General features: G+C 73.6%; 17 protein-coding genes. 13 read left to right on the forward strand and 4 right to left on the reverse strand.

What is annotated here, in order from left to right; genetic code table 11:
* Window positions 1-63 precede the first annotated feature (63 nt).
* The 6 genes from AC529_RS09205 to AC529_RS09230 all read left to right on the forward strand — a co-directional run bounded on the left by AC529_RS09205 (window position 64) and on the right by AC529_RS09230 (window position 5,114).
* Complete coding sequence (locus AC529_RS09205; RefSeq protein WP_068755569.1) at window positions 64-552, forward strand: anthrone oxygenase family protein; 489 nt, start codon at window positions 64-66, stop codon at window positions 550-552.
* A gap of 92 nt (window positions 553-644) precedes the next feature.
* On the forward strand, window positions 645-1,280 hold the full coding sequence (locus AC529_RS09210) for a TetR/AcrR family transcriptional regulator (RefSeq protein ID WP_068755570.1): 636 nt from the start codon (window positions 645-647) through the stop codon (window positions 1,278-1,280).
* Window positions 1,281-1,310: 30 nt separating this feature from the next.
* The gene (locus tag AC529_RS09215) at window positions 1,311-1,694 is read left to right on the forward strand and encodes a DUF488 domain-containing protein (protein WP_068755571.1); all 384 of its coding nucleotides are present in this window, start codon (window positions 1,311-1,313) and stop codon (window positions 1,692-1,694) included.
* A gap of 38 nt (window positions 1,695-1,732) precedes the next feature.
* Complete coding sequence (locus tag AC529_RS09220) at window positions 1,733-2,179, forward strand: helix-turn-helix transcriptional regulator (protein WP_394326440.1); 447 nt, start codon at window positions 1,733-1,735, stop codon at window positions 2,177-2,179.
* A 5-nt stretch (window positions 2,180-2,184) separates the two neighbouring features.
* On the forward strand, window positions 2,185-2,589 hold the full coding sequence (locus AC529_RS09225; protein WP_068755961.1) for a VOC family protein: 405 nt from the start codon (window positions 2,185-2,187) through the stop codon (window positions 2,587-2,589).
* Between the two features lie 134 nt (window positions 2,590-2,723).
* Complete coding sequence (locus tag AC529_RS09230) at window positions 2,724-5,114, forward strand: ATP-binding cassette domain-containing protein (protein ID WP_068755575.1); 2,391 nt, start codon at window positions 2,724-2,726, stop codon at window positions 5,112-5,114.
* 347 nt (window positions 5,115-5,461) lie between these two features.
* Here the strand turns inward: AC529_RS09230 and AC529_RS20465 are convergent, their stop codons facing one another.
* Both AC529_RS20465 and AC529_RS09235 read right to left on the reverse strand, forming a co-directional pair.
* A complete protein-coding gene (locus AC529_RS20465; protein WP_198156355.1) occupies window positions 5,462-5,632 on the reverse strand; it encodes a hypothetical protein in 171 nt (56 codons plus the stop codon).
* A 106-nt stretch (window positions 5,633-5,738) separates the two neighbouring features.
* On the reverse strand, window positions 5,739-6,614 hold the full coding sequence (locus AC529_RS09235; protein ID WP_068755577.1) for a LysR family transcriptional regulator ArgP: 876 nt from the start codon (window positions 6,612-6,614) through the stop codon (window positions 5,739-5,741).
* A gap of 80 nt (window positions 6,615-6,694) precedes the next feature.
* On the opposite strand from AC529_RS09235, the gene AC529_RS09240 reads away from it, so the two are divergent.
* Window positions 6,695-7,291: a LysE/ArgO family amino acid transporter gene (locus AC529_RS09240; protein ID WP_068755963.1), complete on the forward strand. Its 597-nt coding sequence runs from the start codon at window positions 6,695-6,697 to the stop codon at window positions 7,289-7,291.
* A 21-nt stretch (window positions 7,292-7,312) separates the two neighbouring features.
* On the opposite strand, the gene AC529_RS09245 is transcribed toward AC529_RS09240, so the two are convergent.
* Window positions 7,313-8,353, reverse strand: a complete 1,041-nt coding sequence (locus tag AC529_RS09245) for an alpha/beta hydrolase (RefSeq protein ID WP_068755579.1) — start codon at window positions 8,351-8,353, stop codon at window positions 7,313-7,315.
* Window positions 8,354-8,390: 37 nt separating this feature from the next.
* On the reverse strand, window positions 8,391-9,905 hold the full coding sequence (locus AC529_RS09250; RefSeq protein ID WP_068755581.1) for a flavin-containing monooxygenase: 1,515 nt from the start codon (window positions 9,903-9,905) through the stop codon (window positions 8,391-8,393).
* Between the two features lie 1,666 nt (window positions 9,906-11,571).
* Between AC529_RS09250 and AC529_RS09255 the strand changes: the two genes are divergently transcribed.
* From AC529_RS09255 to AC529_RS09280, 6 genes are all read left to right on the forward strand, one after another.
* Window positions 11,572-12,222: a cytochrome P450 family protein gene (locus AC529_RS09255; protein WP_068755583.1), complete on the forward strand. Its 651-nt coding sequence runs from the start codon at window positions 11,572-11,574 to the stop codon at window positions 12,220-12,222.
* Window positions 12,219-12,761 (forward strand): cytochrome P450, encoded by a 543-nt coding sequence (locus tag AC529_RS09260; RefSeq protein WP_068755585.1) that lies wholly within the window; start codon window positions 12,219-12,221, stop codon window positions 12,759-12,761. Before AC529_RS09255 ends, AC529_RS09260 begins: the two co-directional genes overlap by 4 nt.
* Window positions 12,762-13,690: 929 nt before the next feature.
* On the forward strand, window positions 13,691-13,969 hold the full coding sequence (locus AC529_RS09265) for a hypothetical protein (protein WP_068755586.1): 279 nt from the start codon (window positions 13,691-13,693) through the stop codon (window positions 13,967-13,969).
* 433 nt (window positions 13,970-14,402) lie between these two features.
* Window positions 14,403-15,044 carry an FMN-binding negative transcriptional regulator gene (locus AC529_RS09270; RefSeq protein ID WP_068755588.1) on the forward strand — a complete coding sequence of 214 codons (642 nt, stop codon included), beginning with the start codon at window positions 14,403-14,405 and terminating at the stop codon, window positions 15,042-15,044.
* 126 nt (window positions 15,045-15,170) lie between these two features.
* Complete coding sequence (locus AC529_RS09275) at window positions 15,171-16,202, forward strand: tyrosine-type recombinase/integrase (protein ID WP_068755590.1); 1,032 nt, start codon at window positions 15,171-15,173, stop codon at window positions 16,200-16,202.
* Window positions 16,203-16,359: 157 nt separating this feature from the next.
* The gene (locus tag AC529_RS09280; protein ID WP_068755591.1) at window positions 16,360-18,084 is read left to right on the forward strand and encodes a SpoIIE family protein phosphatase; all 1,725 of its coding nucleotides are present in this window, start codon (window positions 16,360-16,362) and stop codon (window positions 18,082-18,084) included.
* The last annotated feature ends 4 nt before the right edge of the window (window positions 18,085-18,088 follow it).

The raw sequence follows: 18,088 nt of genomic DNA on the forward strand, positions 1-18,088 counted from the left end.
TGGCCGTGGGGGCCGGCCGGTGGTTGGCTGGGAGCAGGGCAGCGGTGTCGAGCGTGGAGGTGGATGGTGGAGGTCGTGCGGGTGGGCGTGGTGGTGGCGTCGGCGGTGGCCACCGGGCTGCTGGCGGGGGTGTTCTTCGCGTTCTGGGTGGCGGTGATGCCGGGGCTGGCGGAGGCGGGCGACCGGGTGGTGGTGGAGGTGATGCAGCGGATCAACAGGGCGATCCTCACCGTGCCGTTCCTGGTGGTGTTTCTCGGCTCCCCGCTGTCGGCGGTGGCGGCCGTGGTGCTGTATGTGCCGGTCGGCGGGGCCGTGCTGGGCTGGCTGGTGGCGGGGGCCGCGGGGTGTGTGGTGGCGTCGGCGGTCACGGTGCGCGGCAACGTGCCGCTCAACGACGCCTTGGCGGCGGCCGGGCCGGTGGAGCGCCTGTCGCAGGAGCAGGCGGCCGGGGCGCGCCGCCGTTTCGGGGCGCGGTGGGTGCGGTGGAACGCGGTGCGCACGGCGGCGTCGACCCTGGCGGCGGGGTGCCTGGTCGCGGCTTTGGCGGTGTAGCCGGGCGGGCAGGTCACAGGTCGGTGGTGGCGGTGGTCTCGGAATCGTCATCTGCCTCCCCCGCGGCGGTGCCGGTTCGTAGGATGCCCGGCATGCGTGTCGAATCCTCCGCCTTCACCGATCACCGTCGGCGGCCCCGCCGCCGCGGCAAGGTTCTTGATGACGCGATCTTCCAGGCGGTCGTGGCCGAGCTCGCCGAGAAGGGGTATGCGAGGCTGAGCATGGAGAGCGTGGCCGACCGTGCCCGGGCCAGCAAGGCGTCGCTGTACCGGCGCTGGCCCAGCCGGGTGGAGCTGGTGATGGACGCGACGGACCGGCTGCTTCCCGCACCGGGGAACCCTCCCGACACGGGGAGTCTGCGCACCGACCTGCTGGCGCTGCTGCGGGGCGCGGCGGTGCTGCTGTCGGGGCCGTTGGGGGAGGCGATGCGCGGCCTGCTCGCCGAGGTGTCGGTGGAGTCGGAGCGTGCCGCGTGGCTGCGCGACCGGTTCCTGGAGGGCGGGCGCGCGGTCATGTCCGTGGTGGTGGAGCGTGCCGTGGCGCGGGGCGAGGTGGATCCGGGACAGGTGACGCTGCCCCGGTTGGAGGTGGGGCAGGCGCTGTTGTGCCACCACTTCCTGCTGTGCGGTGCCCCGGTCCCCGATGCGGTGGTGGTGGAGATCGTCGACGGGGTGGTGCTGCCGCTGCTGTCTGCCCGGGGTGCGGTCGGCGTGGGGTCGCAGGGGTGAGGCGGGGGCGGTCGGGGAAGCAGGCAGGGTATGGGAACTTCGGGTGACATCGATGTCCGCCGGGTCTACGACGGCGGGGTGCGCGACGGTTCGGCCACGCGGGGGCGGCGGGTGTTCCTCGTCGACCGGGTGTGGCCGCGCGGGGTGCGCAAGGAGGAGCTGCGGGTGGACGGCTGGGTGCGTCAGGTGGCGCCCAGCACGCAGTTGCGCCGCTGGTTCGGCCACGACCCGGCACGCTGGGAGGGGTTTTGTGCCCGCTACCGTGCGGAACTGGACGAGGAGCCCGAGGCGGTGGAGGAGTTGGTGCGGGAGGCGCGCCGGGGCCCGGTGACGCTGCTGTGTGCGGCTGCCGACGTCGAGCACAACAACGCCGTGGCGCTGCGCGCCTACCTGCTGGAGCGGCTGGGGGCATGAGGGTGGTCGGGCAAGGGCGGCATGGGGCGGCGGGCCGTGTGACGGGGGCGGCCCAGGAGCGCAGGCTGCGTGACCTGGCGCTGCTGCGCCGGGTGCGCGACCGGATCGACCGGGACTACGCCCAGCCCTTGGACGTGGCGGCGCTGGCCCGGGACGTGCACATGTCGGCGGGGCACCTCAGCCGCCGGTTCCGGCTCGCCTACGGCGAGTCGCCCTACTCCTATCTGATGACGCGGCGTATCGAGCGTGCGATGGCGCTGCTGCGCCGCGGCGACCTGAGCGTCACCGAGGTGTGCTTCGCGGTCGGCTGCTCCTCGTTGGGGACCTTCAGCACCCGTTTCACCGAGCTGGTCGGCATGCCTCCCAGCGTCTACCGCCGCAGGGCCGCGCAGTCGGCTGCGGGGCTGCCGGCGTGTGTGGTCAAGCGGGTCGGCAGGCCGGTCAGGAATCGAGAAGCGCGGGGTGTGGTGGCGCTACTAGCGTGAAGGCCATGGACATCACCATTCACACCGTCTTTCTGCCGCACAGCGACCCAGAGGAGTCCCTGGCCTTCTACCGCGACCTGCTGGGCTTTGAGGTCCGCAACGACGTGGGCAGCGGCCGGATGCGGTGGATCACCGTGGGTCCGCCCGGTCGGCCCGAGACGTCCATCCTGCTGGCTCCGCCCGACGCCGACCCCGGCATCACCGAGGCGGAGCGCCGCACCATCGCGGAGATGATGGCCAAGGGCACCTACGGGTGGATCGTCCTGGCCGTTTCCGACGTCGACCGCGTCTTCGACGCCTTGCAGTCGCGTGCCGAGGTCGTCCAGGAGCCCACCGACCAGCCTTACGGCGTGCGTGACTGCGCCTTCCGCGACCCCGCCGGCAACCTGGTCCGCATCCAGCAGCGCTGATCCCCCGTACTGCCGTGGGGCGTCCCGCGGCAGTACGGGTGTGCGGAATGCACCGAATCTGTCACAGGAGCCTGGTTGGATCGTGGTGGACTCCACGACCGATGCGACCGTCCGGGAAGTTTGAGGAAGCTGCCATGGCCACGACCACGAGTACGGTTCCCCGGCTACAGGAGCGGCACGTCGCCGACAGCCACGACCTGATCCGTGTGCAGGGGGCGCGCGAGAACAACCTGAAGAACATCAGCGTCGAGATCCCCAAACGCCGGCTGACGGTGTTCACCGGAGTGTCCGGCTCGGGCAAGAGCTCCCTGGTGTTCGACACGATCGCCGCGGAGTCGCAGCGGCTGATCAACGAGACCTACAGCGCCTTCGTGCAGGGGTTCATGCCGCAGGTGGCGCGGCCCGACGTCGACGTGCTGGAGGGGTTGACGACCGCGATCATCGTCGACCAGGAGCGGATGGTCGCCAGCGCCCGCTCCACGGTCGGCACCGTCACCGACACCGGCACGCTGCTGCGGATCCTCTTCAGCCGGCTGGGCCGGCCCTACATCGGCCCGTCCAACGCGTTCTCGTTCAACGTCGCCTCGGCGCGCGGCAGCGGCGCGGTCACCGTCGACCGCGGTCCGCAGTCGGAGCGCAGCGTTGCGGAGTTCTCCGTCACCGGCGGCATGTGTCCGCGCTGCGAGGGTTTGGGCAAGGTCAACGACATCGACCTGTCGCAGCTCTACGACGACAGCAAGTCGCTCAACGAGGGCGCGATCCTCGTGCCCGGCTACAAGGCGGACGGGTGGCTGGTGCGGGTCTTCGCCGAGTCGGGGTTCGTCGATCCGGACAAGCCGATCCGCGACTACACCGAACGGGAGCTGCACGACTTCCTGTACCGCAAGCCGACCAAGGTGCGCGTCGGCACCAGCAACCTGACCTATGAGGGCCTGGTGCTGCGGGTGCGCAAGTCGTTTCTGTCCAAGGACCCGGATGCGTTGCAGCCGCACATCCGGGCCTTCGTGGAGCGGGCGGTGACTTTCCGGACCTGTCCCGACTGTGAGGGCACCCGGCTCAACGAGGCCGCCCGCTCCTCCAAGATCAGGGGGATCAGTATCGCCGACGCCTGCGCGATGCAGATCAGTGACCTGGCCGAGTGGGTGCGCGGCCTGGACGAGCCGTCGGTGGCGCCGCTGCTGGCCACACTGCGGCACACGCTCGACTCGTTCGTGGAGATCGGGTTGGGCTACCTGTCGCTGGACCGGCCCTCGGGCACGCTGTCGGGGGGTGAGGCGCAGCGGGTGAAGATGGTGCGCCACCTCGGTTCCAGCCTGACCGACGTGACCTACGTCTTCGACGAGCCGACGGTCGGCCTGCACCCCCACGACATCCAGCGGATGAACGAGCTGCTGCTGCGGCTGCGCGACAAGGGCAACACGGTGCTGGTGGTGGAGCACAAGCCCGAGGTGGTCCAGATCGCCGACCACGTGGTCGACCTGGGGCCCGGGGCCGGAGCGCGGGGCGGCACCGTCTGCTACGAGGGTCCGGTGGAGGGGCTGCGCGCAAGCGGCACCCTCACCGGCCGCCACCTGGGTGATCGGGCCCGGCTGAAGGAGAAGGTGCGCACTCCCGTGGGCGCGTTGCAGGTGCGCGGCGCCACCGCGCACAACCTGCGCAACGTCGACGTGGACATCCCGCTGGGGGTGCTGGTCGTGGTCACCGGGGTCGCCGGGTCGGGCAAGAGCTCGCTGGTGCACGGGTCGCTTCCGGCTGATGCCGGGGTGGTCGCGATCGACCAGGGGGCGATCCGCGGATCGCGGCGCAGCAACCCGGCCACCTACACCGGGCTGCTCGACCCGATCCGCAAGGCGTTCGCGAAGGCCAACGGGGTCAAGCCGTCGCTGTTCAGCGCCAACTCCGAAGGCGCCTGCCCCACCTGCAACGGTGCCGGGGTCGTCTACACCGACCTGGCGATGATGGCCGGGGTGGCCACCGTGTGCGAGGAGTGCGAGGGCAAGCGGTTCCAGGCGGCGGTGCTGGAGTACACGCTGGGCGGCCGCAGCATCAGCGAGGTGCTGGAGATGTCGGTGGACGAGGCGTTGGAGTTCTTCGGCTCGGGCCAGGCGCGCACCCCGGCCGCCCGCGCCGTCCTGGAGCGGCTCGCCGACGTGGGGCTGGGCTACCTCAGTCTCGGCCAGCCGCTGACCACCCTGTCGGGCGGGGAGCGGCAGCGGCTCAAGATGGCCACCCACATGGGGGACAAGGGCGGCATCTACGTTCTCGACGAGCCCACCACCGGGCTGCACCTGGCGGACGTGCAGCAGATGCTCGGCCTGCTCGACCGGCTCGTGGACTCCGGCAAGTCGGTGATCGTGGTGGAGCACCACCTGGCGGTGATGGCGCACGCCGACTGGATCATCGACCTGGGGCCGGGGGCCGGTCACGACGGCGGCCGGATCGTCTTCGAGGGCACCCCGGCCGACCTGGTCGCGGCGCGCTCCACCCTCACCGGCAAGCACCTGGCGGCCTACGTCGGAGCCTGAACCGTGCTCCCGCCCCGGCCCGGACCCCAAGCAGCATGGATGCGGGGCGGGAGCAGGCCCGGGTGGGCTTGCCGCACCGCAGGGTCCGGACCACCGGGGTGCGGTGCGGCCGACAGTCGGGGCGCGGTGCGGCGGCGGTGACGTCGCCGCACCCGCGGTATCGCCCGCCGCGCCGGGCACGGCGCGGTCGTCATCTCCTGCCCGACGGGCTCCCGGAGCCCTCGGCGCGGGGCATGCGCGGTCGCCCCGGAGGGTGAGGAGTGGGCGCTCGCCGCCCGGCTGCCGTGGCACGCCCGCGGGCCTCAGCCCCGGGCGTCCAGCATCTTGCAGGTGGTGCGGGTTGTTCATCACGCCCAGGACGTTGCCGAAAGGGGGTCGAGGACCGAGGCGGTGACGAACCCGGCCTCGCCGTGGCTGGTGATCCCCTGGTACGGTGCCGCCCCCATCTCCAGCAGGCGGCGCCCCGCCTCTGCCACGTCGTCGGCCCAGTAGTCGACCGCGGCCATTCCCCGCAGCACGCTGCCCCCTCCTCCTCGTACCGGCGGCCCGCCCTGGCCGCCGCACCCCCGACACTCCGCGGTGTTGCGGCCGTTTGCTGTCCCCGATGCTGCGAGGGGGCGCGGGTCAGCGGTCCAGGACGGCCGCGGCGGCGCGCACGGCCGCACTGAGGCGGTCCAGGCGCGCCGAGCGCAGCCGCCAGTGCTGCCAGTACAGCGGCACGTCCACCGGGTCGGCCCCGGCCAGGCGTACCAGGCGGCCGGTGTGCAGGTCGTCGCCCACCTGCTCGCGCGGCACCATCCCCCAGCCCAGCCCCGCGCGCACCGCGGCCACAAAGCCCTGCGAGGAGGGCACGACGTGCGTGGGCGGGTCGGCGGTGACCCCCTGGGCCGCCAGCAGCCGGTGCTGCAGGTCGTCCTTGGCGTTGAAGCGGACCATCGGCATCGCCGCCCAGTCGACGCGCCCGCCGCTGCTCCACCGCTCGGCAAGGGCGGGGGCGGCCAGCGGCAGGTAGCGCATCGTGCCCAGGTGCTCCACCGTGCAGCCCTGCACCGCGACCGGATCGGAGGTGACCGCGGCCAGCACCGCCCCGGCCCGCAGCAGCTCGGCCGAGTGGTCCTGGTCCTCCACGTGCAGGTGCACGGTCACATCAGGCCAGGACGCGCACTCCTCCAGCACCCGGGGAAACCAGGTGGCCAGGGAGTCGGCGTTGACGGCCACCGTCATCTCCACGGCGCGGTGCCCGTCGGCGCGCAGCTCGGCCAGCGCCTCGCGCTCCAGCAACTGCTGTTGGCGGGCCAGCCGCAGCAGCACCTGCCCGGCCTCGGTGGGCCGGCACGGCGTGCTGCGCGCCACGACCACCCGCCCCAGGTGTGACTCCAGGGCGCGCACGCGCTGGCTGACGGCCGAGGGGGAGATCGACAGGTGCCGTGCGGCGGCGTCGAAGGTGCCGTGGTCGACGATCGCGACCAGGGTGGTCAGGTGCTCGGAACTGATCTTCATGAAGCAAACCTAAGGGAACTTCAGAATCTTTCGCTGTACTTCAGATCGGATGATGCCTAGGGTTGTCCGCCGTGTCCGTCATGTCTGCTCTTGTCGCCGGTCTGCTGACCGGACTGTCGTTGATCGTGGCCATCGGCGCACAGAACGCGTTCGTGCTGCGCCAGGGGCTGCGGCGCGCCCACACCGGCACGGTCGTCGCCCTGTGCGCGGCCTCCGACGCGCTGCTCATCGGGGTCGGGGTGGGCGGCATGGGCGTGTTCGTGCACCGCCACCCGCTCCTGCTGGACGTGCTGCGGTGGGCGGGCGCGGCCTACCTGCTCTGCTACGGGCTGCGGTCGCTGTGGAGCGCCCGCCGCTCCCAGGCGCTGCACGCCGCGTCGGGGCGGCAGAGCAGTTGGTGGGCGGTGGTGGCCACCACGCTGGCGCTGACCTACCTCAACCCGCACGTCTACCTCGACACGGTGCTGCTGCTCGGCTCCGTGGCCCACCAGCACGGCCCGCACCGGTGGTGGTTTGCGGCCGGGGCCGCGCTGGGCAGCCTCACCTGGTTCACCGCCCTGGGCTTCGGGGCGCGCGCCGCCTCTCGGGTGCTGGGGCGCCCCGCCGTGTGGCGGGTCCTGGACCTGGCCGTCGGCGTGGTGATGATCGTGCTGGCCGCCGGACTGATGCTCGGCTGACCCCGCCCCGGGGCCGCCCCCTCACGCCCGGGCGGCCCCGTCCCCCTCCGACCACTCCCCCCGGCGGGAGCGCGCCGAGGAGGCCGACAGGCCGTGCTGCTCCAGCCAGTCCCCCATGACCCGGTAGGCGTGCGCGCGGGGCCCGGGCAGCGACAGGAACACGTCGTGGCGTGCCCCCGCGATCGGCACCACCGTGGTCTCCGCGCCCAGGCAGCCGGACCACCGGGCGATCTGGGCGACGTCCAGCACCGTGTCGCAGCAGTCGCTCAGCTCCGAGCGCACCCCCGACAGGTCGGAGCGGTCCGAGCGCAGCACCAGCGACGGCACGCCCACGTCCAGCCCCCGGTGCAGGCGGGCATGGCCGCGCCGCACCGCGTTGAGCCAGCCCACGGTCACCGGGAACCCCTGCAGCGGCTTCAGCTCCAGGTCGAAGTCCCACTCCCCGGTGCCGCTGGTGTGCAGGGTGGTGCCGTAGACGCCGGGCATCACGGCCAGCCGGTGCCGTGGGGCGACCTTCGCCAGCACGCGCAGCGCCTGGGTCAGCACCCCCCGGTGCGACGGCTTGCCCTGCAGGTCGAACCAGGGGCTGTTGAGCACCAGGCCCGCCACCGGCGCGACAGCCCCGCGGGCCCGGCGGCGGTCCAGCCACAGGGCGGTGACCAGCCCGCCGGTGGAGTGGGCGAGCACCACCACGGGAAGGCCGGGGTGGCGCTCGGCGAGGACCGACAGCGCCCGCTCCAGCTCGGCGTCGTACAGGGCCAGGTCCGACACGTAGTGCGCGGTCTGGCCCGCCCGCCGGGCCCGGCCCGACTTGCGCAGGTCCAGGGCGTAGAACGCCAGGCCCCGTTCGGCGAGGAAGTCGGCCATGGGGGTCTGGAAGAAGTAGTCGGAGAAGCCGTGCACGTACAGCACCGCGCCGTGCACGCTCTCGCCCGGGCGGACGTCGCGGCGCACCAGCACGGCGGCGACCTGCCCCTCTCCGTCGGGGTCGTCGCCCAGTTCCAGGACGTGCTGGCGGTAGCCGTCGCCGAGGATGTCGGGCTGCCAGTCGAAGTCGTGCACGAAGACCTCCAGTGCGGGTCGGTGGACGGGGGCGGGGTCAGGCCGCGGGTTCTGCGGCGGGGTCGCGGGCGTCGGCCCGTGCCGCCGGGCTGCGGCCCAGGTGCAGATGCGGGTCGGTGACGGGGCGGCGGCGCAGCAGGCGCACGTCCTCGGCGTAGCTCGTCGGCGTCCGCCACGGCGCGCGGTCGCCCTGGCGGGGCAACTGGTCGACGGCGCGCCGGATGTAGCCGGCGTCGAAGTCCAGAAGCGGCCGGGTGGGCACGGTAGGGTCGGCGACGGGGCGCGCAGTGTCGTAGCCGTGGGCGTCCATGTGGGCCAGCAGTCGGCACCAGTGTTCGCAGACCAGGCCGACCCGAAGCGTCCACGACGCGTTGGTGTAGCCGATCGCGTAGGCGAAGTTGGGCACCCCCGACAGCATCGTCCCCTTGTAGGCGACGGTGTCGCGCAGGCGGACCCGCCGGCCGTCGACAGTCAACGCCATGCCGCCCATCGCCTGCACGGCAAGACCGGTGGCGGTGACGACGATGTCGGCCTGGAGGTGGCGGCCCGACTCCAGGCGCACCCCGGTCTCGGTGAACTCGGCGATGCGGTCGGTGACGACCTCGGCCCGCCCCTCGCGCACCGCGCGGAACAGCCGGCCGCCCACGTCGACGCACAACCGCTGGTCCCAGGGGTCGTAGGGCGGGTTGAAGTGCACGTCGACGGGGTAGCCCTCGGGCAGCATCCGCACGTTGGCGCGCCGGATGACCCGCCGTGCCAGGTGCGGGAAACTGCGGCAGAACCGCCAGAACAGGTGCTGGCGCACGATGCTGCGGCGGCGCAGGAGCGCGTGGGCGCGTTCGTCGCCCAGCAGCGCGCGCAGCCGGTCGGCCAGCCGGTCCCTGCTGGACAGCGGGACGATGTAGGTGGGGGTGCGCTGCACCATGGCGACGTGCGCGGCCGTGTCCGCCAGGGCCGGGACCAGGGTGACGGCGGTGGCGCCGCTGCCGATCACCACCACGCGCCGCCCGGCGTGGTCGAGGTCGGCAGGCCAGTGCTGGGGGTGCACGATCGTCCCGCCGAAGCGGTGCTGTCCCTGGAAGTGCGGGGTGTGGCCCCTGTCGTAGCGGTAGTAGCCGCCCGCGCAGAACAGCCAGGAGCAGGTCAGGGTGGTGTGCTCCCCGGTGTCGGTGTGCTCGACCGTCACGCTCCAGCGGGCCTGCTGCGACGACCACGACGCCTCCAGGACCCGGGAGCGCAGGCGGATGCGGCGGTCGATGCCGTGGGCGGCGGCCGTGTCGCGCAGGTAGGCCAGGATCGTTTCGGCGTCGGCGATGGCGCGCTCGCCGCGCCAGGGCCGGAACTCGTAGCCGAGGGTGTACAGGTCGGAGTCGGAGCGCACCCCGGGATAGCGGAACAGGTCCCAGGTGCCGCCGGAGGCGTCGCGCGCCTCCAGGATGGCGTAGCTGCGCTGCGGGTGGTCGCGTTGCAGGTAGTAGGCGGCTGCGATCCCGGACAGCCCGGCGCCCACGATGAGGACGTCGAAGGAGGTCTCGTCGGGAAGGCGAGGCATACGGTCAACTCCCGGGGCAGGGGACACGACACCAGGATGCTGTTTGCCGTCGTGCTGCGGCAAGGACAGGCTCCGCCGCGGCCGACCGCGCCGGTGGGCCCAGGCCAGCGGGGTGCGGGGGGAGGGGAGGGGCACCCGGAGGTCGAACGTGGAGGGGGCGCCGGACGGCTTCGAAAGCACCCGGGCCGCACCGGCCCGCCAGGAGCGGGGCGGGGGCATCCTGTGATCCGGCGGCCCTCGGATGCGCGGTGCGCGCCCCGTTGAGGAGAGCAGCCCCGGGGGTGCGGCCGTCCAGCCGGGCCCGCCGCCTTCCAGCGGGACCGCCCGTTCCACGGCAGCCCGCGGGCTGGTACGACCGGCGCGGACAGCTACGACGACTTTGCTGGACCAGGCCTCTTGCCGCCTCTGCTTCACCCCGCGGCCACGGTCGGTACCGCGCTGCCCGGCAGGGGCTTGCCCCTGCGGCCGTTCCCGGCCCCAGCGCCGCCACGACCGTGGTGCGGCCGTTCAGCGCTCCCGCCGACTCGAGCCGCCCGTCCGACGGTCGGCAGACGCGGGCTGGCCGTGACCGCCCCGACGCCGACGGCGACCTCCGTCCGGGTGTCGAGTGCCCGGCCGGCGCGCCCGGCACGGCGGGCCGCCTCCCCCCTCCTCCGGCTGCCACGGTGTGCCGCGCGTCGTGGTCGGCCGAGCAGCACACCGTGGCAGCGGCCCGCCTGGACGCGGCGGACTTCCCCGCGCCGCTCGTGCGCGCACGCGGCCGCGGCCCGTTCGGCGAGCGCACGGAAGAGGCTCTCCTTCCCCGGAGGACGCGGGAGCAGACCCCTGCCGTGGACAGGCCGGACTCCTCGCGACAGGTCTCCGTCGTCGACGGCCCGCGAGCCGCGCCGGGGACCGTTGCCGATGCCTGGCGGTTCCCGTGCGCATCACGGCCGCCCCGGGGCCGAAGGTGTCGCCGGGGCGGCAGGCGGCGGATCGGGCGGCACGTGCACGCCGGGCCCCGGTCGCGGGTGCAGGGCGTGGTCGTGGCCGGGGACACGGGCAGTGTCCCGCCCCACGCCGACCGACGGGGTTCGCACCGGCGCGCGTCGCCTGCCGTGCCGGGCTCGGCCCGCCCCGGCGGGAGTCCTCGGAACCCCGCCCTAATTTCGTAGCGTTTGAAACGTTTCAAAATAACGTAATCAATTTTTGCAAACGGAACGCGCGGCGGCGGGACGGAAGGGACGTTTGCCGCCCTTGCCGCGCTGGTTTTTCATAAGCTTCCCTTATCGAAAACCAGAATCGGGGGCGGTGCGCCGCCCCCGCCCGGCGGGGGCCGGCCTCCGCCGGGCGGGGCGCCATAGCGTTGCCCGCCCTCCGCAAACGAATCAGACCGCCCGCGACCAGCCCGGACACCGGAGGCCCCGGGGTACGGGCACGACGCCCCCGGCCCCCTCGGGGGGCGCGGCCGGGGAGCCGGGCCGCTCCGGCGCCGACGGCGGTGCGGGCGCGTGCGGCCCCGCGCCGGGGCGCCGCCTCCCCCCGACCCGTCGGGCGCCGGGGTGCAAACCTCTCTGCATGGACAGATGTCTGATACCGGGAACATGAGTCGATTCCGGGAGGGGGAGAACCGGCACACGGCGTCTGCCGCACCGCCGACGCGGCAGACCCTCCAGTTGGAGCCCTCATGCCACCACCTCCCGTCACGATCGAGCTGGGACGCCGCTACGACGCGGGCGTCCTCGCCGAGGAGCTCATCGCACGCGGGCCGGTCGCCTCCGTGGAGATCGAGGGTGCGACCGTCCACGCCGTCACCCACTACGACGAACTGCGCACCGCGTTGACGAACCCGCAGCTGTGGCGGCGCGGCGCCGAGCACTGGAAGGACCTGCAGACCGGACGCGTCCCCCGCGACCACCCCCTGGCCCTGCTGCTCGGCCCCACGCAGAGCATGCTGACCGCCAACGACGCCGACCACGACCGCCAGCGCAGGGTGCTGCAACAGGCGTTCACCCCCCGCCGCATCCAACGGCTGCGCCCGGTGATCGTGGAGATCGTCGAGGCCCACCTCGACCGGATGGCCCAGGCCCCCGGACACGCCGACCTCAAACAGGCCCTCGCCTGGCCGGTGCCCGTCCAGGTGATCGCGGCCCTGCTGGGGCTTGCCCGCTCCGACTGGCCCGCCCTGCAACGCATCACCCGGCGGATCTTCGCGGCAGACGCCTCCGTCATGGAGGAGGCCGTGGCCTTCATGCAACGGCTGTCGCCGCCAAGGAGAACACACCCCCCGGACAGGACCTGGCCGCCGACATCGCCCACGCCCGTTCAAACGGCGTGATCAGCGAGCAGGAAGCCGTCCACAACCTGATGCTCGTGGTCATCGCGGGCTTCGAGACCACCACGGGCACCTTCACCAACGCCGTCCACCTGCTGCTGGACCACCCCGACCAGCTCGCCCTGCTCACCAGCGGCCGGGCCGACTGGCGCAACGCCGTGCGCACCACCCTGTGGCACCGCCCCGCCGTGTCCCTGCTGCCCGCCCTCTACCCCGCCCGGGACGTCACCCTGGGCGGCACCACGATCCCCCAGGGCGCTTTCGTCCTGCTGGCCTACGGTGCGGCCAACCGCCACGGCACGCGCACCCACAGCCCCCGCGTCGACGTGACCGCCCCCTCCACCCGCCACCTCGGTTTCGGCCACGGCGTCCACCGCTGCCTGGGCGCGGCCCTGGGAGAACTGGAGGTGCAGATCATGCTCTCCCACCTGTTCGGGCGCTTCCCCACCCTGGCACTGGACCCCGCCCAAAGCAGCGTGCAGCCCGTGCTGAGCCTGATGATGGGCCACCCCGAACAGCTCCTCGTGCGCTGGGACACCTGAGGAGCGGGGCTGCGTGCCCTGGCGGGCAGAGGACGGGAAAGGCCCCGTCCGGGCACGGGTGGAGGAGGCGGCCGGGCCGCACCCGGCTCCACCCGTGCCCCAACCGCACACCCCGCCCAGCACCCTGCCCCCAAAGCCCGCGGCCGATGGGAGCGGCACCGCGGCTGCCGTGTACCCAGCGATCCCCGTCCCCCGAGGCCCCTCCCCGGGGGACGGGGGACGCCAGGCCTCCGGAGGACCGTGGTGGTGCCGCCGCAAAGGGGCATGCGGACAGGACCGAAAAGCAGCGCTCCGGTGACCGGCAGGACTTCGGTGGCCTCCCGGCGGACAGATCCCCCTCCTCTCAGCCCCGCGGTGAACCGGGGACACCAGGACACTCCCACGCCGACTCCCCCGGCGGCCGAACGAAGGCACCGCCCGCCCCGGCGGACCGGCCGGGAATCACGACAACCGCAAGGGCTGCGGCTCCCCGAGCCGGGAGCCGCCCTCCGAGGACACCGGCGTCCCCGCTCCCGCCACCCGAATCCGCCTCATCTCGCGCCCTCCGACCACCCGGGGGGAGACCCGAAAGGACCTGACCGGCTTCCGGAAGTTCCTGGCCGTCGTCTCGTTCGCTTATCTCATCGGCGTGTTCCCCGCCCTGATGGCCGGCGAACGCTTCGACACGACCGAACGGCTCGAGATCGGCATGGCGGGCACGGGGTCTCCGGGCTTGCCGCGCCGTTCCTCCTCAGCAGGACCAGCGCAGACGGCGGGAGCACCGACGACGAAGACACCGCACGAGAAGAAAGAGGGGATGTCCGACACCTGCTGTCCACGGTCGGAGCCACCCTGGTCTTGTGCATGTTCCCCGCGCTGACCGTCGTCGAGCTGACCGCAGCCCCGAGCTGCTCGCGGTCGGCGCAGCGTGCGCGGGAGCCGCCGGATTCGTGGCGCTCTCCCTCGGAAAGATCCTCACCAGCAACGGACAGGCCGCAGCGGAGCAGAGGGATCTGCGGCACCTGCTGTCCGCGGCCGCCCAGAGCCTGCTTCCCGGCGCGTTCTGCACCGCGTTCCTCGGTGTCTACTTCGGCGGGGTCGCATGGCTGATACCCGCCTCGGCGGCCATGATGCTCCCCGGATTCCTCCTCTTCCTGCTCCTCCTCTCCCTGGCCGGCGGAAAAAGCACGAGCGGCGACGGCGGCGACGGTGCAGACGGCGGTGAATGAGCCCGCTGCCACCGCCGACCTGCCCCGGAAGCAGGCCTGAGGACCACAGGAACGCAAGGACCGCCACGCACATCCCGTTGCGGGACTTCCGCTGCGCCCGCCCGCGCCCCGAACCGGGGACGAGACGGCCGTCCGACGACCACGACCGTCCCCGGACGCTGTCTGCCGCACCGGCCGCTTCGAAGGCGGGGCGCCTGCCGCGTGTCGACAGGCAGCAGCCGCCCGCGGGCACCACACCGCCCCGGCCAGCGCACACGCCACCCCCGTCGTGCCGCCCCGGAACTCCTCCGGCACCGGCCGCCGCAGACCGGGGTGCCGCCTCCCGCACACACCCCCAGGAGGGGAGGGCGCCGCGGCCCCGCCCGCCGGGCCGCGGTACCGTTCCCCGATCCGGGAACCGTGCCCGCCCACCGCCTGCGAGGAGGTCGACGCCGTGCTCATCCACCCCTGGGACGCCGCCCTGGACGACGCCGAGTGGCAGGCCTGGCTCGCCGAAGGCCACGACTTCGGGCAGCTGTGCGTCAACGGGCTGCCCGGCCGGCCGCCCCTGGTCGTGCCCACCCACTTCACCCGCGACGGGCAGGACCTGCTGGTCCACCTGGCCCGCCCCAACCCGGTCTGGGAGGCGATCGAACGCGACCCCAACGTCGTCCTCGCCGTCGTCGGCGACTACGCCTTCGTCCCCGGCCCCTGGCGCGCCAAAGCCGGCTCCCCGCCCCGAGAGGGCGTGCCCACCAGCTACTACACGGCCGTCCAGTTCCTCTGCCGCGCCCACATCGTCGACGACGCCCAGGCCAAGGCCGACCTGCTCAACCGCCAGACGGCCCACTTCCACCCCGACGGCGACCACACCCCCGTCGAGGTCGGCCGGCCGCCCCACGCAAAGCTGCTGTCGGCCGTTCGCGGCCTGCGCCTGCAGGTCACCGAGGTGCGCGCCAAGTTCAAGTACGACGACCACAAACCCGTCGAGCACCGCGCGGCCGTCGCCGACCGCCTCACCGAGCGCGGCCGGGGACTGGACGCGGCCGCCGCCCGCCAGCAGCGCCGCCGCCTGGACCGCACCACCCGCCCCTGACCCCCGCCCGTGCCCGGCCGGCGACACTCCGCGCGGGGGCGGAGGCTTGTTGCCCGCGCACCCGCCCTGTGCCTTAATGGCCGGGCGAAGCGACCCTCCTGAGGTGCCCCGAGAGGAAGGACAGCCATGACCGCCCCCCAGCCCCACGGTCCGCTCCTGCCCGCCGGGCAGCGCGCCCCGGCCGGGACGCAAGGGGAGCTGAGCCCGACCGCGGCCGCGCGCATCGCCGAGGGCTGGACCGCCAACACCCGCGCCGCCTACAGCCGCGACTGGGCGGCCTTCCAGGCCTGGTGTGCTGCCCGGGAGCGCAGCGCCCTGCCCGCCTCCGCGGCGACCCTCGCCACCTACGTCGACGACCTCACCCGCGCCGTCCCGCCGCCCGCCCCCGCCACCGTCGACCGCGCCCTGGGCACCATCCAGTCCCACCACACCGCCCTGGGCCTGCCCCTGGACACCAAACCGGCCCGCATGGTGCTGCGCGCCTACCGCAGGGAGCGCGCCGAGGCCGGATACGTCCCGCGGCGCGCCCCCGCCCTGACCGTGGAGCAGCTCCGCGCCATGGTGGAGGCCGCAGGCGACGGCCTGGCAGGGCTGCGCGACCGCACCCTGTGCCTGCTGGGGTTCGCGATGATGGCCCGCCGCAGCGAACTGGCCTCCCTCGACATCGCTGACGTGCGGCAGGTCGACGAAGGGCTGCTGGCGCGGGTGCGCACCTCCAAGACCGACCGCGAATCGGTGGGAGCCGACGTCGCCGTCCCCTACGGGTCGCTGGCCCTCACCTGCCCGGTGCGCACCACCCTGGCCTGGATCGCCGCGCTCGCCGAACACGGGATCACCTCCGGTCCGCTGCTGCGCGCCGTGGACCGCCACGGGCGGCCCGCCGGAAGCCCTGGCGCCACCGTCCGCGGCAACGGGCGCATGAGCGGAGCCGGCATCAACCACATCGTCAAGACCCTCGCCCAGCGGGCCGGCATCGACGCGCCCGTCACCGCCCACTCCCTGCGCGCGGGCGCGGCCACCGCCGCCGCCGCGGCACGGGTGCCGCGCGCCCACATCGCCCGCCAGGGACGCTGGTCGCCCAACTCCTCGGTGGTCGACACCTACATCCGTCCCGCCGACCAGTGGAATGACCACCCCATGCGCCACGTTGGACTGTGAGAGAGCGGGGCACGGCCCCCGCGCCGTGCCTCCAGTCCGCCGCGGCCCGGCGGCCTCGGCCCGGCCGAGCAGACGACGGCCTGTGGGTGTGCGGCCGCACGACAGCCAGGCTCCAACTGGACGGGCCGCAGGGCCGGTCCGGGAAGAAGGCGGACCCTTGTCCAGCGACCACCACGACCTCGCCCACCCGGCCCCGCTCGCCGATCCGGACCTGCCCCGCAAGGTGCTCGACGGGATCGGCATCGGGGTGTACCTGACCAACGACCGCGAGCAGATCATCGCGGCCAACCCCCAAGCCGTGCAGATGCTCGGCCGCCCCGAGTCCGAGATGGTGGGACGCAACGCCCACGACCTGCTGCACCGGGGGGCCGGCGGGGTGCTGCTGCCGCGGTCGCAGTGCCGCCTGATGAAGGCGTTCCTCCAGGGGCACACGACCTACGGCGGCGACAAGTGGTTCCTGCGCGGCGACGGCAGCCTGCTGCCCGTGGTCTGGCTGACCTCCCCCTACCGGATCGACGCGGACACCACCGGCGCGGCGGTGCTGTTCCACAGCCGCGACCCCCGCGACGACACGGCCGGGCAGGACTCCCTCGACCGTGTGACCCGGCTGACCGACCTGGCCGACAGCCTCTCCCTGATCGCCGAGGCCACCTCGGCGCTGACCTCCACCCTGCAGGTCAGGGAGGCGCTGTGGCGGCTGGTGCGGCTGGTCACGCCCCGCCTGGCCGACTGGGCCGTGGTCGACCTGGTCGACGAGGCCGGGGACGTGGAGCGGGTGCTGGCAGTGCACCACGAGGGCGACCGGCACGTCCGGGCAGAAGAGTTGCAGGGGCCGATGCCGCCCGTCCTGGAGGCCTCCACGATGCCGCTGTCGCGGGTGCTGCGGGGCGCGCCCGCCACCCGGCTGGGCCCCGAGGACTACCGGCGTCCCCCGGACGCGGGCATGGCCGTGGTGCAGCGGGAGCTGTTGGACCGCACCCGCATGCACTCGGCGGTCGCCGCGCCGCTGCGCGGTCCGCGCGGGTCGGTCCTGGGGGCGCTCACCCTGGGCCGCGCCGACCAGCCCGGCGACTTCGACGCCACCGAACTGGCGCTGGTGGACGACCTGGCCCGCCAGGCGGGGCTGGCCGTCGACAACGCGCGGCTGTATGAGCGCCAGCAGCGGGTCACCGAGACGATGCAGCGCTACCTGCTGCCGCCGCTGCCCCGGACGACCTCGCTGGAGATGGCCGTGCGCTACCGTCCCGCGCCGCACGCCTCCCACGTGGGCGGCGACTGGTACGACGTCTTCGGCCTGCAGGACGGCACCTCGGCGCTGGTGGTCGGGGACATGGTCGGCCACGACCTGCAGGCTGCCGCGCACATGGCGCAGCTCCGCAACATGCTGCGGGCGCTGGCCTGGGACCGCGACGAGCAGCCCAGCGGGATCGTCGAGCGGCTCGACCGGGCGCTGGGCCACATCAGCGAGGCGTCCACGGCCACCATGGTCTTCGCCCGCCTGGAGGGCCGGGGGCCGGGGCCGCGGCTGCTGCGGTGGACCAACGCGGGACACCCGCCGCCCCTGCTGGTGTTCGGCGACGGGCGCACCCGCTTCCTGGAGGAAGGGCACGGCCTGCTGCTGGGCACCGACACAGACCTGCCGCGCACCGACGCCGTCACCGAGCTGCCCGTGGCCAGCACGGTGGTGCTCTACACCGACGGGCTCGTCGAGTCGCCCCGCCACGGCCTGGACGAAGGAATGGCGCGGCTGCGCCGGCACGCCGCCGCACTGGCCCGCCACGGCGTGGACGACTTCTGTGACCGGCTCATCGAACGGGTGCGTCCCGACGACAACGACGACGACGTCGCCGTGATCGTGCTGCGCATCCCCGATCCGGGGTGAGCGG

Source organism: Thermobifida cellulosilytica TB100, from assembly GCF_001517975.1.
Taxonomy (GTDB): domain Bacteria; phylum Actinomycetota; class Actinomycetes; order Streptosporangiales; family Streptosporangiaceae; genus Thermobifida; species Thermobifida cellulosilytica.

Excerpts from the sequence above, each read along its gene's own strand:
- AC529_RS09205 (WP_068755569.1), top strand. The coding sequence starts at position 64 with ATGGTGGAGGTCGTGCGGGTGGGCGTGGTGGTGGCGTCGGCGGTGGCC.
- AC529_RS09210 (WP_068755570.1), top strand. The coding sequence starts at position 645 with ATGCGTGTCGAATCCTCCGCCTTCACCGATCACCGTCGGCGGCCCCGC.
- AC529_RS09215 (WP_068755571.1), top strand. The coding sequence starts at position 1,311 with ATGGGAACTTCGGGTGACATCGATGTCCGCCGGGTCTACGACGGCGGG.
- AC529_RS09225 (WP_068755961.1), top strand. The coding sequence starts at position 2,185 with ATGGACATCACCATTCACACCGTCTTTCTGCCGCACAGCGACCCAGAG.
- AC529_RS09230 (WP_068755575.1), top strand. The coding sequence starts at position 2,724 with ATGGCCACGACCACGAGTACGGTTCCCCGGCTACAGGAGCGGCACGTC.
- AC529_RS09235 (WP_068755577.1), bottom strand. The coding sequence starts at position 6,614 with ATGAAGATCAGTTCCGAGCACCTGACCACCCTGGTCGCGATCGTCGAC.
- AC529_RS09240 (WP_068755963.1), top strand. The coding sequence starts at position 6,695 with ATGTCTGCTCTTGTCGCCGGTCTGCTGACCGGACTGTCGTTGATCGTG.
- AC529_RS09250 (WP_068755581.1), bottom strand. The coding sequence starts at position 9,905 with ATGCCTCGCCTTCCCGACGAGACCTCCTTCGACGTCCTCATCGTGGGC.
- AC529_RS09255 (WP_068755583.1), top strand. The coding sequence starts at position 11,572 with ATGCCACCACCTCCCGTCACGATCGAGCTGGGACGCCGCTACGACGCG.
- AC529_RS09275 (WP_068755590.1), top strand. The coding sequence starts at position 15,171 with ATGACCGCCCCCCAGCCCCACGGTCCGCTCCTGCCCGCCGGGCAGCGC.